This window comes from Dickeya sp. ws52, assembly GCF_007210685.1.
Taxonomy (GTDB): Bacteria; Pseudomonadota; Gammaproteobacteria; order Enterobacterales; family Enterobacteriaceae; genus Dickeya; species Dickeya chrysanthemi.
This window is the reverse complement of sequence record NZ_SZVX01000001.1, coordinates 359217-375922: the sequence shown is the minus strand read 5'-3', so window position 1 is coordinate 375922 and position 16706 is coordinate 359217. Positions and strand designations below refer to the sequence as shown.

Annotated in this window: 11 protein-coding genes; 6 read left to right on the top strand and 5 right to left on the bottom strand. The window is 54.3% G+C overall.

Annotated elements, in window-relative coordinates:
• Positions 1–78 precede the first annotated feature (78 nt).
• A complete protein-coding gene (locus tag FDP13_RS01670; RefSeq protein WP_143838339.1) occupies positions 79–1590 on the bottom strand; it encodes a sugar ABC transporter ATP-binding protein in 1512 nt (503 codons plus the stop codon).
• Between the two features lie 262 nt (positions 1591–1852).
• Here FDP13_RS01670 and FDP13_RS01665 point away from each other — a divergent pair, with 262 nt between their 5' ends.
• Positions 1853–2938, top strand: a complete 1086-nt coding sequence (locus tag FDP13_RS01665; protein WP_012770117.1) for an oxidoreductase — start codon at positions 1853–1855, stop codon at positions 2936–2938.
• 52 nt (positions 2939–2990) lie between these two features.
• Here the strand turns inward: FDP13_RS01665 and FDP13_RS01660 are convergent, their stop codons facing one another.
• From FDP13_RS01660 to FDP13_RS01645, 4 genes are all read right to left on the bottom strand, one after another.
• Positions 2991–3203: a KTSC domain-containing protein gene (locus FDP13_RS01660; RefSeq protein ID WP_012770116.1), complete on the bottom strand. Its 213-nt coding sequence runs from the start codon at positions 3201–3203 to the stop codon at positions 2991–2993.
• 296 nt (positions 3204–3499) lie between these two features.
• The gene (gene fghA, locus FDP13_RS01655) at positions 3500–4345 is read right to left on the bottom strand and encodes an S-formylglutathione hydrolase (RefSeq protein WP_033577016.1); all 846 of its coding nucleotides are present in this window, start codon (positions 4343–4345) and stop codon (positions 3500–3502) included.
• 20 nt (positions 4346–4365) lie between these two features.
• Positions 4366–5487 carry an S-(hydroxymethyl)glutathione dehydrogenase/class III alcohol dehydrogenase gene (locus FDP13_RS01650; RefSeq protein ID WP_033577006.1) on the bottom strand — a complete coding sequence of 374 codons (1122 nt, stop codon included), beginning with the start codon at positions 5485–5487 and terminating at the stop codon, positions 4366–4368.
• An 88-nt stretch (positions 5488–5575) separates the two neighbouring features.
• Positions 5576–6439, bottom strand: a complete 864-nt coding sequence (locus FDP13_RS01645; RefSeq protein WP_012770113.1) for a LysR family transcriptional regulator — start codon at positions 6437–6439, stop codon at positions 5576–5578.
• A 788-nt stretch (positions 6440–7227) separates the two neighbouring features.
• Between FDP13_RS01645 and FDP13_RS01640 the strand changes: the two genes are divergently transcribed.
• The 5 genes from FDP13_RS01640 to folE all read left to right on the top strand — a co-directional run bounded on the left by FDP13_RS01640 (position 7228) and on the right by folE (position 16697).
• Positions 7228–8850: a methyl-accepting chemotaxis protein gene (locus FDP13_RS01640; RefSeq protein ID WP_370512543.1), complete on the top strand. Its 1623-nt coding sequence runs from the start codon at positions 7228–7230 to the stop codon at positions 8848–8850.
• Between the two features lie 1081 nt (positions 8851–9931).
• Positions 9932–11605, top strand: a complete 1674-nt coding sequence (locus FDP13_RS01635; RefSeq protein ID WP_143838337.1) for a methyl-accepting chemotaxis protein — start codon at positions 9932–9934, stop codon at positions 11603–11605.
• Between the two features lie 529 nt (positions 11606–12134).
• Positions 12135–13802: a methyl-accepting chemotaxis protein gene (locus tag FDP13_RS01630; protein ID WP_143838335.1), complete on the top strand. Its 1668-nt coding sequence runs from the start codon at positions 12135–12137 to the stop codon at positions 13800–13802.
• A gap of 357 nt (positions 13803–14159) precedes the next feature.
• Positions 14160–15839, top strand: a complete 1680-nt coding sequence (locus FDP13_RS01625) for a methyl-accepting chemotaxis protein (protein WP_143838333.1) — start codon at positions 14160–14162, stop codon at positions 15837–15839.
• Positions 15840–16028: 189 nt separating this feature from the next.
• The gene (gene folE / locus FDP13_RS01620) at positions 16029–16697 is read left to right on the top strand and encodes a GTP cyclohydrolase I FolE (protein ID WP_012770108.1); all 669 of its coding nucleotides are present in this window, start codon (positions 16029–16031) and stop codon (positions 16695–16697) included.
• The last annotated feature ends 9 nt before the right edge of the window (positions 16698–16706 follow it).

The window sequence follows — 16706 nt, the reverse complement described above, 5'->3', positions numbered from 1 at the left end:
ATTTATAGAACAGGTCAAACAGGCGATGGCGCAAGGGAAGTGCTTCGTTGGGCGCACTGTTGGATGCAAGTGGCTGACTCACGCGGGAGTTCCTCCGGTTGAATAAAGTAACAACGTCTCTTCATCGGCGTCTGCGCCGTCCAGTTCGGCGACGATGCGGCCGTCCCACAGCACGCAGATGCGATCACACAGCCCGACCAGTTCGGAGAATTCGCCGGAAGCATAAATCACGCCCTTGCCTTGTCTCGCCAGTGAGTCGATCAACGTGAACAGATCCTGCTTGGCTTTGATATCCACGCCTTTGGTGGGCTCATCCAGAATCAATACCTGCACGTCGCTGCGTAACCATTTGCCGATCGCCACCTTTTGCTGATTACCGCCCGACAGGCGTCGCAACCGCTGTTGCGGCCCGCTGGTGCGGATGGTCAGCCGCTGGATCAGGTTGTGGGCCCAGGCCAGCGCCTGGCCATGCCCGAAAATGCCATAGCGGGAGAAACTGTCGCTGGCGCTGATGCTGAGATTCATGGTGATGGATTCGTCAATAAAAATGCCTTCTTTGCGTCGTTCCTCCGGCACCAGCGCGATACCTTGCTGCACGGCGTCGGCGGGGGAGGTAGGGCGCCAGGCGCGCCCCTGATAACGCCCGGAGGCAACCCGACTGCGGGCAGCGCCGAACAGCGCTTTACACAGTTCGGTTTTACCCGCACCGGCAAGGCCGGCGATGCCGAGAATTTCGCCCTGACGTAACCGCAATGAGATATTGTGCAGCAGCGTGTCGTCATGCAGACCGTCTACCTGCAACAGGATGTCGCCGTCATGACGTGGGCGGCGGGGCGGGTAAATATCATCCAGTCGATGGCCCAGCATCCGTTCGACGATTTCACCGCCGCTGAGGCCCGCCATCGGACCGCTGCTGACGAATTGTCCGTCGCGCAGCACGGTCAACGTATCGCAAATGGCCTTCAGTTCGTGAATGCGGTGTGAAATAAAGACAATGCCGATCCCGTCTTGTTGCAGACGGCGCACGACCGCAAATAAGCGGGCGCTTTCTTCCTGGTCCAGCGGCGCGGTAGGCTCATCCAGAATCAGAAAGCGGCAACGGTGGGATAAGGCGCGCGCCAGCAGGATTTGTTGTTTCTCCGCCAGCGTGCACTGCTCCAGTCGCCGGCGAACGTTGATGCTGACTCCTAGCTGCGTTAGCAGCGCCTGCGCCTGCTGATAGAGCGCTGCCCAGTTGAACACATGGCCGCTTTCCGCCAACTGGTCCAGCATGATGTTTTCCGCTACCGACAGCGTGGGCACCAGCGCGGCGTCCACTTCCTGCTGCACCAGATGAATACCATAACGTTTGGCGTCGCGGGGGGAATGAATCGAGACTTTTTCGCCATCCAGCAGGATATCTCCGCTGTAATGGTCATAAGAGCCGGAAAGAATCGCCATCAGCGTGGATTTTCCCGCGCCGTTGGCGCCGGTCAACGCGTGGATAGACCCGCCTTCCAGTGTGAAATTCACCTGTCTGAGGGCGGGAAATCCGGCAAAAGAGATGGAAATGTAGCGCATTTCCAGACGCGAGCGCGGGTTTATGGGCATAATTGACAACAACGGGTTCTTAATGGCGATAATGACGAGGAGCCGACGTTGAAAAATATCATATTAACCGCAGAATGGAATGCCTGATTAGGGCTCCGGGCGTTGCGGGAAAGAAATGAAAAAGCATAACTTAAGCAAAAACGTTATTAACACCGGAATCCGTTATCGCTAAATATGGTTTCCACCCGATTTTTCCACGCACAGCGGCAGGTTAATGCGTGCGTGTTATCGCCTAAATTATTCAGACAGGAACGTGTTCGTAATGAGTACAACCGATATTCGGGTCCAGGTAGGGCCGGCTAACTATTTTTCTTTCCCAGGGGCAATCGACAAACTGAGTGAATTTTACCCGGATGAGGTGCTGGCGCGAGCGTTCTGGATCTCTGGTGAACGTGCCTTGGCGGCGGCGCATCCGTATCTGCCGTCGGCATTTTCCGCACCGACGGCCCGGTCCGCCGGCTTTTCCGCGCATTGCAGCGAAAGCGAGATTGCTCGCTTAACCACGGCGGCGGGCGACGATCGCACCGTAGTGATTGGCGTGGGAGGCGGGGCGGTGCTGGATACCGCGAAGGTGGTGGCGCGTCGTCTGGGGCTGCCGCTGGTGGCGATACCGACTATCGCCGCCACCTGCGCCGCCTGGACGCCGTTGTCCGTCTGGTACAACGAGGCCGGGCAGGCGTTGCGGTTTGAGATTTTCAATGATGCCAACCACCTGGTGTTGGTGGAGCCGCGTATTCTGCTGGCCGCGCCGGTGGAGTACCTGTTGGCGGGGATTGGCGATACGCTGGCCAAATGGTATGAGGCCGTGGTGTTAAGCCCCCGGCCGGAGACATTATCGTTGACCGTGCGCCTGGGCCTGCAAACCGCGCAGGATATCCGCGATCTGTTGCTGCGCCAAAGCGAATCGGCGCTGAAAGCCGCGAACACCGCCACGTTGAATCAGGACTTTCTGGATGTGGTCGATGCCATTATCGCCGGCGGCGGCATGGTCGGGGGATTGGGCGAGCGTTATACCCGGGTGGCGGCGGCACATGCCGTGCACAATGGTTTAACGGTGTTGCCGCAGACGGAGCCATTCTTGCATGGCACCAAAGTGGCCTACGGTATTCTGGTGCAATGCGCATTGCTGGATCAAACCGACACGTTGCGCCAGTTGAAGACCGCGTTCCGGGTGTTTGGATTACCGGTGTCGCTGGCTGAACTGGGGGTGGATATCACCGATGATAAGGCGTTGCAGGCGGTGATCGCCCGTACCTTGCAGGCCGGCGAGTCCATTCATTATTTACCCGGCGTGTTGGACGCCGACAGGCTGCTGGCGGCGTTTCAATCAGTGGAGCAAACGGTGTGATGAGTGCGGGGCGGCGGTTAAACCGCCCCGCTGTTTGTTGTATTGGGCGGTGTTACTGCAGTTTGTTATACGGAAAAGAGTTCCTGATGTAACGTGAGTAATAACGTGCTTTGGCATTAGAGGCCATCAGCTCTTCATAAATCATCCGCGCCACATTTTTGTACTGATACAGACTGCCGTTCAATAACTCTATTTCCAGAATGCTATTGTCCGGATCGTAACCTACGGCAAACAACTCAGTGGAAGATACACGTTTGCGTTGCAAAACAAATTGCTCCCTGTTGATGATTGCGATGTAACGGTAATGTTACTTGCTGTGTTTTTTTTGGTCAATCACAGCCCCGATGGGGCAAAAACCGTCGTCAAAACAGACGAAGAAAATATAAAAAAGCGACTCTCGTTTTTTCACCTGCCTACCGGCCGCCCGGCAGATTGCCTTATGAAGAGTGTGCACGATGAAGAGTGTGCACGCTTTAAAGGCGACGGCCACGTACCGCAAGCGTTTCTGATGAACTCCGCGGTACGTGTGCCGTGCAGGGTTATGTTATTAAACAACCCCGATTAGTTTGACTGCAAGTGCTTTGCATGAAAACGCAGATGATCCTCAATAAAGCTGGCGATAAAGTAATAACTATGGTCATAACCCGGCTGAATGCGCAGTGTCAACGGCCACTGTCGTGCGCCGGCGATGCTCTCCAGTTGCTCTGGCTGAAGCTGGACGGGCAGGAAGCTGTCGCCGTCACCCTGATCGATCAGCGTCGGTAGCGGCGCTTCACTGTGAGCAAGCAGGTAACAACTGTCGTACTGTAACCACTGTTGCGGGTCATCGCCCAAATAGGCGCTGAACGCTTTCTGCCCCCAGGGCACTTGCGCAGGGTTGACGATGGGCGCAAACGCCGACACCGAACGGAAACGGCCGGGATGACGCAGCGCCAGCATCAACGCGCCGTGCCCGCCCATCGAATGGCCGCTGATGGCAAGCCTGTCGCTGGCGCTGATGTGCTGGCGGACCAGCGCAGGCAATTCGTCGCTGATATAGTCGAACATACGGAAATGCCGGTCCCAGGGCGATTGCGTGGCGTTGAGATAAAACCCCGCGCCTTTACCCAGATCGTACTGCGCATCGTCCGGAACGTCATCGCCGCGCGGGCTGGTATCCGGCATCACCAGCACCAGCCCCAACTCCGCCGCCACCCGTTGAGCACCGGATTTAAGGGTAAAGTTCTCGTCGTTGCAGGTGAGCCCCGACAGCCAATACAGCACCGGCGGCGGGGCGTCTTTGGCGAGAGGCGGATAAAACACGCTAAAGGTCATGTCGCAATTCAGCGTGGCGGAGGCATGGCGATAACGCCGCTGCCAACCGCCGAATAACCGGTGTTCTTCCAGCAATTCCAGTGATGCCGTCATGGTGTGTGAATTCCCCGTCATCAGTTGAAATGCACCACGGAACGAATGGATTTACCTTCGTGCATCAGATCAAATGCTTCATTGATCTGCTCAAGCGGCATGGTATGAGTGATGAAATCGCTGAGCTGGAATTCGCCGTCAAGATAGCGCTGTACGATCCCCGGCAGTTGGCTGCGACCTTTGACGCCGCCGAAAGCGGAGCCGCGCCATACGCGCCCGGTCACCAGTTGGAACGGCCGGGTGGCGATCTCTTCGCCTGCGCCGGCCACGCCGATAATGACCGACTCACCCCAGCCTTTATGGCAACACTCGAGCGCAGATCGCATCACGTTGACATTGCCGATACATTCGAAAGAGAAATCCACGCCGCCGTCGGTCATGTCGACGATCACGTCCTGGATCGGTTTGTCGTAATCTTTCGGGTTGATGAGATCGGTCGCGCCCAGTTTACGGGCCAGGTCAAACTTGCTGGTGTTGAGGTCGATACCGATGATGCGGCCGGCACCCGCCATTTTCGCACCAATAATCGCAGACAGGCCGATGCCGCCCAGACCGAACACCGCCACGGTATCTCCGGCCTTCACTTTGGCGGTATTGGTTACCGCGCCCATACCGGTCGTGACGCCGCAACCTAACAGGCACACTTCTTCCAATGGGGCTTCTTTGCTGATTTTCGCCAGAGAAATTTCCGCCACCACGGTCCGTTCCGCAAACGTGGACGTGCCCATGTAATGGAAAATCGGCTGGCCGTCTTTAAAGAAACGGTGAGTACCGTCCGGCATCAGGCCTTTGCCTTGCGTGGCGCGGATCGCCTGACACAGGTTGGTTTTACCCGAACGGCAGAATTTGCACTCGCCGCACTCCGGGGTATACAGCGGGATCACATGATCGCCGACGGCGACGCTGGTCACCCCTTCACCCACGGCCTCTACGATGCCGGCACCCTCGTGACCGAGGATCACCGGGAAAACGCCCTCCGGGTCTTTGCCGGACAAGGTATACGCATCGGTATGGCACACACCGCTGGCGAGGATGCGTACCAGCACTTCGCCTTTCTGCGGCGGCATCAGATCGACTTCTTCAATCGACAACGGCTGATTCGGGCCCCAGGCGATAGCGGCGCGGGTTTTAATCATTTGCATGGTGAAACTCCTTATTAAGTTGTAATGCAGCCGCTGGAATCACACAGCGGCAACCAGGGGTAATGCGGGGCTGATGCAGACACCGGTATCAGACGCCGAGTTCAATCATGAGCTTTTTCAACGCCTCGACATTGGGGCCGAACGCATCCCGCCGCCAGATAAGCCAGGTCGTGACCAATGCGATGTCGCCGGGCAATGAATGAGGCTGAACCTGCTGACCGGCCGGTAGCGCGTCCAGCACGCTGTGCGGCACCATGGCTATACCGCTGCCGCCGGCCACACCCGCCAACAAGGCGCTATACGACGGCATTTCCACGACGGCGACGGGAGTGAAGCCTTGTCCGCGAAACCAGCCCTCCAGTCGCTGGCGATAGCCGCAGCCGGCGGCGAAGGTCAGCAATGGCAGGTGCTTGACCTGCGACGCCTGGGAAACCGGCGGCATACCGACGGCGGTAATCAGCGCCAACTGTTGCGAAAACACCTGACAGCTGTTGACGGCGTCATGCCTGACCGGGCCGGTAACCAACCCTGCCGCCAGCTCGCCGGCATTTACCGCGTCCAGCAATGCGCCGCAGGTAGCGGTGTGCAGTGATAATTGAACCTGTGGATAACGGCGATGGTACAGCGCCAGCAGTTCAGGCAACGCCGTGATCAGCAGGCTTTCTACCGCGCCCAACGCGAACAGGCCGGCAGGTTCGCTGGTGTGCGCCATCGCCAGCGCTTCGTCGCTTAGCGCCAGAATACGCTGGGCATAACACAGGAAATTATGGCCTGCCGGTGAAAGACGAACGCGCTGACGCTCACGAATAAACAGATCGGTGCCCAGCTCTTGCTCCAACTGGCGCAGCCGGGTCGTGAGGTTGGACGGTACTCGGCCAAGCTGTGCGGCGGCGCGTACCAGTGAGCCGGTTTCCGCCACCAGGCAGAACATACGCAGTTGAGTGAGATCCATTTATTCTTTTTTCGTGAATAACTTTTGTTTAGTTGTTTATTTATATTGAGTGTAGCGGTTGTGTGTGGCACTGGCAACCCGGTTGTTGGTGAGGTTCTTTCTGGGCAGTCGCAGGCGGCATTCAACTCTGCTCCCGGCAGCGTTGTCGTTCACCCGAATCCGCTGCCTGAGTCAGCGCATCGGGATGAAATGCAGGACATCCTGGCTCTCAGCGGAGGCCGGCCGTTGGCGGGTCAAAATGGTTCCCAACGAATTGGTCACGCTCTTGCCGCGTAATAAGGCGCTTAACAAGCCTTGTTCTGAAGGACTAACGCGACGCGTTGTTCAAAACGTAAAGCGGTTTGTCCTGCAACTCGAATTATTTTGGGTATAGGTATAACCGCCGGATATACGTCGGCGCTTTTTTATTTTTTGTGACATTTTAATTAGCTGCATTTTAATCGAGTGGCTTTTTTTTTATCACGGAGTAGGGATAAGATGAGATTCGGGTTTTGGCATGGAGCCCTGGTTATTATTCTTTTTCTTTGTGACATTCTATGGACGACACTGACAGTCATAACTGACTGATCACCTACCCGTTATATCCTTCATACTTCAGGTCGCAGGTGCATGGGTTTTGTTATTTTTCCCCGTTGCTTATCTGTTACGCGCCAGGGGAGATTTTTAGTCGCCACTCTCCTGCGGCTCGAATTATTTAGGGTAAATACCTTATCCTCTCTGGCGTCATCGCGTTTTTCTACGCCGTGGATAAGTCATTATTCTAATCAGACAGACATTATCTGGATATCATGATGCGAATTTTAAACAATATCACCATCAGGGCCATGCTTTTAATCATACTCATCGGATTTACTTTAATCTGGGGAGGCAGCGCGATTACTACTATCGTGTCGTTAAATAAAGTGGAATCGTTATTGAGCACCAATCAGATTGAGAAAAAAAATTACACTATTTTGTCTAATGGCCGGGAAGCCTTTACCCAATCAATTGCGCTGATTAATCGCAGCGCGCTATTTCAACAACGAGGAGATACGGCTCAGGCGCAGGCCCTGTTGCAACGCGTGCAGGGTAACCTCGACAGTACCCGTACGCTGCTGGCAACTTTTCGTGCCTCCAGTCATGACGGCATCAATGCTACGCTGGCCGGGCAAATCGCCGACTCCTGGGATAACGCCATTGTCCAGGCATTGATTCCGATGCTGAATGCCAGCCGTGCGGGCCGTTTCGACGAATACCAACACTATTATCTGGACGTTTATCCTGCGTTGGCGCAGGCGTTTGGTAATCATGTGGCGCAGTACGGCGAGACAATACAGATTGATAACTCATTAGCCAAAGCGAATCATCTGACTTCTGTCAGCCGGAATGTGCTGAGTGCCGCCCTGATTTTTGGCGTGCTGGCGCTGTTGCTGTGCGATCGTTATCTGGTCAACTATCTGGTGAAACCGATGGGGGATATCAAACGTCACCTGAGCGCGTTGACGGAAGGGCGCCTTGGGTTGGAATTGCAGGAGTTCGGCCGTAACTGTGTTGGTCAACTGATCCCCTACATCCGCCAAATGCAAAATAATCTGCGTGATACGGTGAGCGTCATCCGCGATAACTCAGCAGCGCTGCATGTCGGGGCAAGCGAGATCAAAAGCGGCAATGATGAATTGGCCAGCCGTACGGAAGAACAGGCCGCAGCGCTACAACAGACGGCGGCCAGCATGGAACAGTTGAGCGCTACCGTGATCCATAATGCGGATAATCTGAAACAAGCCAGCCAGTTGGCACAGGACGCCACCAAACGTGCTGTGGCCGGCGGCGAAGTCGGGAAGGCGCTGGAAGATATGATGGCTGGAATTTCCAACAGTTCGCGTCAGATCAACGACATTATTACCCTGATTAACGGTATTGCTTTCCAGACCAATATTCTGGCGTTGAATGCGGCGGTGGAAGCGGCGCGTGCGGGTGAGGCGGGCCGCGGTTTTGCCGTCGTAGCGGGCGAAGTGCGTAATCTGGCTCAACGCAGTGCTCAGGCCGCCAAAGATATTAGCACGCTGATTGGCGATTCCGTTCAACGAGTGGCCGCAGGCTCCGTCCAGTTGACGCAAGCAGGGGCGGCGATGGGCGACATCATTAATAGCATCATGGGCGTGGATGCCTTGATCCGTGATATTGCGTCCGCATCGGAAGAACAAAAGCGTGGCATCATGCAAATAGGCCAGGCGGTGACGGAAATGGACGGCGTGACGCAACAGAATGCGTCGCTGGTAGAAGAAGCCGCCTCCGCTGCGGCATCGCTGGAATTCCAGGCCCGGCAGTTGGCGGATGCCGTTACCGTATTCAGCTTGTCGGAGGAGGAGGAACATCGGTACGCTACTCACGGAGTGCTGCCCCCGACGCGGCTGGCGACCTCATTCCGTTGAGCCGCCATTGCGGAGAGGGGAAGCAGGTGTCGTGCGCGCCATAGCGGCTTTTCTGATCGCGTAATCATTAATACAGACCACCTGCTTTATGTCGGTGGTTTTTACAATATATCCGTCATACTTCAAGTTGCAGGTGCGTTGGCGGCGTTCGTTCACCCGAATCACTTACCTGAGTAAGCTCATCGGGATTCACTCTCTTGCCGTCTTCCTGCAACTCGAATTATTTTGGGTATAGATTCAACCTAATCCATTGTCCCTGTTAGTTATTATTCCCGTCGTTTTGCACGTTGCTGTATTGCCGACGGCCATATCTCCCCGTTCGTCCCCATTCTACTCTGCCGTCATCATCTACCGGTGGCGATAGCCTTTCCCTGACCTGAAACAGCACGGAAATAACGATAGCAACGATATACCCGTCATACTTCAAGTTGCAGGTGCGTTGGCTTTATTACTCGGCCCTTCCCTGGGCCTCGTCCTTTCAGGACCGCAGCGAGCTGCGTTCAAATCTGCTCCCGGCAGATTTGTCGTTCACCCCGGTCACTTACTTGAGTAAGCTCCCGGGGATTCGCTGCGTCGCCGCGTTACAAGGCTCAATGAGCCTTGCCCTGACGGGCCAACGCTTTGCGTTGTTCAACACGCGAGCGTGTTGTCCTGCAACTCGAATTATTTTGGGTATAGATGCTTTGATGAAAAGAAAATAATCAACCATATGAAGGAGAAACCACAGGAATAGGTTAAACGGTGTGAAAAATGATGTCATGCCATTTTAATTTAAGGCTCGCTTAATTTTCGCTATGTAATCTTTAAATTGAAAATTGTCGAGGAGGGTGACTATCCCCTTCCGGTAACGAAAATAATTTGGTCTGACATGTTGCTTGTTTAATTGGTAATGATTTACACCAGAAAGATAAACACAGTGATTATTCTTAGCACTGCTCTTTTTGGTTTGGCCAGGAACTTTATTTTTACGATGAAAATATAAATAAACGGCGCGAATAAAGCTTCAGGTTATATTCAGTAATAACCAGCGCTGGTGACTACGACTAAATGTGTGCTGAGCACAAAAAAACTGGAGGCTGTTATGAATTTCTTGATAAATATTACTGTCAGAAGAATGATGTTGGTTATTCTCACGCTATTTACCCTCGTGTGGGGAATCGCCTCCTGTTTTACTTTGTACTCGCTGGGTAATGTCAGTCGTTTATTAGGTGACAATCAGGAGCAGAAAAGAAGTTATTCCATTCTGGTTCACGGTAATGATCAATATTCCCGTGCGGTAACCCGTATGTCACGCATACCGGAATTTATACAGCAAGGAGATATGGATAATGCGCAAAAAACGCTGGAGTCCGCCTCGGAGGCGCTTAAACACGCCAAAGCGGGATTAGCGCAATTCAGAAATAGCCCGCAGATTGGCATCAGCGATGGGCTGGTCCGGCAATTGGTGACATCCTGGGAGCAGATCCTCGGTAATGCGGTAGAGCCGATGATGACGGCATTGAAAGAGGGGAAAATGGACGAGTTTAAGCGAATTTTTCTGAAGCAATATCCGCCGATGAGTGTGGAATTCGGCGAGTTGACGGAAAAATATGCCGCTGCGATTCAGTCCGACAATACAATTATGGATGTAGAGCATCACATCGCAATCAGCAAAAATATCTTGCTGGCTGCGTTGGTCATCGGCGTCGGTGTGCTGTTTCTGAGCGACCGCTATCTGGTCAATTATCTGGTGAAGCCGATCGGCCAGATTAAACGCCATCTGGAATTGCTGACCAGCGGTAAGTTAGGCGTCGAGCTGGAAGAGTTCGGCCGTAACTGCGCCGGCCAATTAATCCCTTACATTCGGGCGATGCAGCATAGCCTGCGTAATACCGTACAGACCATTCATGCCGGTTCATCCGTGATTTACACCGGCACCAGTGAAATCCGCCAGGGGAATGGCGAACTGTCGCGCCGTACCGACCAACAAGCGGCGGCGTTGCAGGAAACGGCCGCCAGCATGGAAGAGTTGACCTCGACGGTGAAAAACAACGCCGACAACGTGCGTCAGGCGCGGCAGATTTCGGAAGAAGCGCAGAAAATGGCCCGACAGGGCGGTGATATTACCGACAGCGTGGTAACCACCATGCAGAGCATTTCCGACAGCTCCCGCAGGATCGCGGATATCACCAGCGTGATTAACGGCATCGCTTTCCAGACCAACATTCTGGCGCTGAACGCGGCGGTGGAAGCGGCGCGGGCCGGTGAACAAGGCCGGGGATTTGCCGTCGTCGCCGGTGAAGTCCGCAGCCTGGCGCAGCGCAGTGCGCAGGCGGCGAAAGAGATTGAGACGTTGATCGGCGAGTCGGTCAGCCGGGTCGATACCGGGTCGGCGCTGGTACGGGAAGCGGGCAGCGCGATGGAGGTGATTATCTCCTCGGTATCACGTGTGCACGACCTGATGGGCGAGATATCGGCGGCATCGGACGAACAGAGCCGCGGTATCGCTCAAATCGGTCAGGCGGTAACGGAAATGGACGGCGTGACGCAGCAGAACGCGGCGCTGGTGCAGGAAGCCTCGACGGCGGCGGCATCACTGGAAGAACAGGCGCAGAATCTGGCTGAAGCGGTGGCGGCGTTTGACCTGGGCGATCGGCACGGTATTGCGGGCTCGGCTCGCCGCGTGGGGCCGGCTTTGAAACGGCCGGCGGCGGCATCTTCGCCGGGCGTACGTTCGGTCGCGGTCTCAACGCAGGCCGACTGGGAAAACTTCTGACGCATTATCTGATGTGCCCGTCTCTTGTTTCGAATGCACCGGCTTGTCGGTGCATTCGGCTGTGTGCTGGTGTGTTGACCCAGGTCTGACGGGGATAAACGGCACCGCAATAAATATCGAATGGTCGCGACAGAGACGGTGACTCAGGGTTCAGTAACGGAAGAAATTAAAAAATAGAATAGTTGAAATGAAATAACGTGATCTCGGTCCATTTTATTTTTTTTATTTAAGGATGACTTAATTTTTAGTCGGTAGTTTAAACGATGAAAATACCGTGAATGAATAGCCAGTCATGGTAAACTGACAAACGTTGGATAAAAAGGAAACGCGGTTTTTTTCGCCGTAGCACTTACCGGAATAAAAAATTATTCAATTTATTAAGAGTGATTTTGCCAGGGTTTGATTGTCACGATACGCGTCAGGTGAACAGTTGTGAGAAGTGCTCATTATTTAAACTGGTGAATAACCAAACGCAGGTGGCTATGACTACGCAAGCGCTGAAGGCGCGATTAATTATCCGGAGCCTGTTATGAATATCTTAAGACACATTACCGTTAGGCGGATGCTGCTCATTATACTGACACTGTTTACTGTCATCTGGGGAATAGCCTCTTTTTTCACGCTGGGTTCGTTCAGTAGCATGAGTGATTTGCTGCATGACAATATGGCGCAAAAGAAGAGTTACTCAACGCTGGTCAAAGGTAATGATCAGTATTTTCGCTCGGTAACGCGCATGTTGCGTGCGGTGGATTACCTGCAGACCGGGAATAAGGAAGATGCCCAGAAAACCCTGAGTTCAGCCGATACCGCATTGAAAAACAGTCAGGATGCGCTGGCGGAATTCAAGAACAGCGAGCATATCGGGGTAGATAAAGAGATTGTCCGGCAGATGATCGATGTTTGGGGACGCTTGCTGCAAAGCGGCGTGGAACCGATGTTGACGTCCATCAAAAATGGCCGGATGGACGATTTTCGCCAGCAGTTTCGCAACCAATATCCGCCGTTGAGTGTGGAGTTTGGCGGCATAGCGGAGAAATATGCGACCGCTATTCAATCCGACGAGGCTATCATCCAGGCTTCGCAGCGCATTACCATTAATAAGAATGTGCTGTTGACCGCACTGATTATGGGCATCATCGTGCTGTTCCTGAGCGACCGTTATCTGGTCAATTATCTGGTGAAGCCGATCGGCCAGATTAAACGTCATCTGGAATTGCTGACCAGCGGTAAGTTAGGCGTCGAGCTGGAAGAGTTCGGCCGTAACTGCGCCGGCCAATTAATCCCTTACATTCGGGCGATGCAGCAAAGCCTGCGCGACACGGTGCAGACTATCCATGGCAGCTCGACGGTGATTTACACCGGCACCAGCGAAATCCGCCAGGGAAATGACGAGCTGTCGCGCCGTACCGACCAACAAGCGGCGGCGTTGCAGGAAACGGCCGCCAGCATGGAAGAGTTGACCTCGACGGTGAAAAACAACGCCGATAACGTGCGTCAAGCGCGACAGATTTCGGAAGAGGCGCAGAAAATGGCCCGGCAGGGCGGTGATATTACCGACAGCGTGGTAACCACCATGCAGAGCATTTCCGACAGCTCCCGCAAGATTGCCGATATCACCAGCGTGATTAACGGCATCGCCTTCCAGACCAACATTCTGGCGCTGAACGCGGCGGTGGAAGCGGCGCGGGCCGGCGAACAAGGCCGGGGATTTGCCGTCGTCGCCGGTGAAGTCCGCAGCCTGGCGCAGCGCAGTGCGCAGGCGGCGAAAGAGATTGAGACGTTGATCGGCGAGTCGGTCAGCCGGGTTGATACCGGGTCGGCGCTGGTACGGGAAGCGGGCAGCGCGATGGAGGTGATTATCTCCTCGGTATCACGTGTGCACGACCTGATGGGCGAGATATCGGCGGCATCGGACGAACAGAGCCGCGGTATCGACCAAATCGGCCAGGCAGTAACGGAAATGGACGGCGTGACGCAGCAGAACGCGGCGCTGGTACAGGAAGCTTCCGTCGCCGCCGCATCGTTGGATGAGCAGGCGCAGAGCCTGGCGGCGGCTGTCGCCGCATTTGACCTGGGGGGATCGTCGGGCGCATTGCACTCACCACGTGTCACGCCGACGGCGCCTGCGCTGAAACGGCCATCGCAGAAAGCTGCCTTACCAAACCGCTCGTCCCACAGTGACTGGGAAACATTCTGATCTGAACAACATATTTACCCATAATGCACCGGCTAGCCGGTGCATTTTTTATTCCGCTCTGGAATGGCGAACACAGTCTCGCTATTTTTCGGCGCGGTTTTTATATGAATAAGCGCTTGACCCTCTCATTTTTCCTATCCCTGCCTATACTTGCTGATAATCGGGACGTGCCTGTTCAGTTTATTGCTTACTCTGCTTATAACCACTGAGTGGTAGTATTTCTCTCTATGACGTGTGGTGCGGCGGTATTTGACGAGACACATGTTCTGATTGAAGGGACTGCCGTATTAATGCGTCAAGGGCACTCTGCTATTCAGCGAATCCTGGAAAATGTCGAATAACATTCGGGAGTGAATTATGTCTTTTCTAAGAAATATCAGTATAAGAGTGATGATATTATTTATTATGGGATTCTTCGTGGTGCTATGGGGAAGTGTATCGGGCTACAGCCTGTATTCGCTAAAACAGGTCACCGTGCTGCTAAATGATAACTCGACTCAAAGCAAAACCAATAGTTATCTCACGTATGGCAATGATCAATACTTCCGCTCCGTCACCCGCATGGCGCGGGTGATGGATTATTTGCAATTTAACGACGCGGAGAACGCGAAAAAAACGCTGGAGATGGCGCTGACGGCTATCAATAACACCAAAGGCGCGCTGGATAAATTTAAGACGGCCCCTCAGGTGGGGGTTGAGCAAAAAATTACCGATGAGATGATATCAAGCTGGTCTGCACTGATTGCGACCGCCATCGACCCCATGTATACCGCCTTGCAGAAAAATGATCTGGATGCCTTTCGCAATGTGTTTCGCAAAACCTATCCGCCAGCCAGTTGGGCATTTGGCGATGCAGCCCAGAAATACACCGCGGCAGTCACCAATGCCGATTTCCTGGGCACGGTAAATGAGCATAACAGTTGGACGCGGAATATCTTAATTTTGGCGTTAGCCATTAGCATCTTGATTTTCCTGATCAGCGAACGTTACCTGACCCGATATATGGTTAACCCTATTGCTGCGATCCAGGCCCACCTTGGAAAACTGATCGCCGGGCGGTTGGATCAGCATCTGGATGAGTTCGGCCGTAACTGTGCCGGGCGTATGATCCCCGATATCAAAAAGCTGCAATTTAGCTTGAAAGATACCGTATCGTTGATTCGGGATACCGCCGAGGCGATTTATCAGGGCGCGACCGAAATCCGACAGGGCAATAACGACCTGTCCGGCCGCACGGAGCAACAGGCTTCGGCATTGCAGGAAACCGCCGCCAGCATGGAGCAACTGAGTTCTACCGTGCAGCACAATGCGGAAAACGTCCATCAGGCAACACAACTGGCGCAAGAAGCGTCCGATGCCGCCAGACAGGGCGGTAAAATCACCGATAATGTGGTGGAAACCATGGACAGCATTACCGCCAGTTCCCGTAAGATCGCGGATATTACATCGGTTATTAACGGTATCGCTTTCCAGACCAATATTCTGGCGTTGAACGCAGCGGTGGAAGCGGCGCGCGCCGGTGAGCAAGGCCGCGGCTTTGCCGTGGTGGCAGGGGAGGTGCGCAGTCTGGCGCAGCGCAGCGCCCAGGCGGCCAAAGAGATCGAAGGCTTGATTGCGGAATCGGTATCCCGGGTGGATGTGGGGTCAACGCAGGTCAAGCAGGCAGGGGAGGCGATGCAGACGATTATCGATGTGGTATCGCACGTGAGTAATCTCATCGGAGAAATTGCTTCTGCATCGGATGAACAAAGCCGGGGGATTTCGCAAATAGGCCAGGCCGTCAATGAAATGGACAGCGTAACCCAACAGAATGCGACGTTAGTGCAACAGGCAATGGCGGCGATTGCCTCGCTGGAAGAGCAGGCGCGGCAGTTAACGCAGGCGGTGGAAGTGTTCCATCTTGGGACCGAACATCGTTCGACTGCCGTTAATACCGGGCGATCGGGCGGCATGGCGCTGAAACGACCGGCACTCAAAGGCGCGGTCCCTGCGTTGCCGAGTAAAGCCGGTACGCAGGATAATTGGGAAAAATTCTGAGTCTGTGGTGAGTTTGCCCGTCGTATTCGGCAGCGCTGAATACGACGGAGCCTGCCGTGTCGGCAAGTTGACGCCTTTTCATCAGTCATGACATACAATCGCTGGATAATCGTCAGGCACTCCATTAGAGTTGTGGCCGACGCTGGCTCCGGCCACCGTCAGACTGAAAGACACCTGCTGGAGAAAAACATGTCGGCTGTATTAACAAAAGAAGCGGCGATGGTTCACGAGGCGCTGTTGGCCCGTGGCCTTGAAACGCCACTGCGCGGCGAAATGCTGGAAAGTGAAACCCGCAAGCGCCTCATCGCTCAGCACATGACGGAAATCATGAACCTGCTGAATCTTGATCTGGAGGATGATAGCCTGGCAGAAACGCCTCACCGCATCGCTAAAATGTATGTGGAGGAGATTTTTTCCGGTCTGGATTACGCCAATTTCCCGAAGATCACCATCATTGAAAACAAGATGAAAGTTGATGAAATGGTGACGGTGCGCGATATCACGCTGACCAGTACCTGCGAACACCATTTTGTGACTATCGATGGTAAAGCCACGGTGGCCTATATTCCTAAAGACGGCGTGATCGGGTTGTCCAAGATCAACCGCATCGTGCAGTTTTTCTCTCAGCGCCCGCAGGTACAAGAACGGTTGACCCAGCAAATTCTGGTCGCGTTGCAGACCTTGCTGGGCACCAACAACGTCGCTGTATCGATCGATGCGGTGCATTACTGCGTCAAGGCGCGTGGTATTCGCGATGCGACCAGCGCCACTACCACCACGTCGCTGGGAGGGCTGTTCAAATCCAGCCAGAACACGCGTCAGGAGTTCTTGCGCGCAGTGCGCCACCATCACAACTGATCGTGAGTG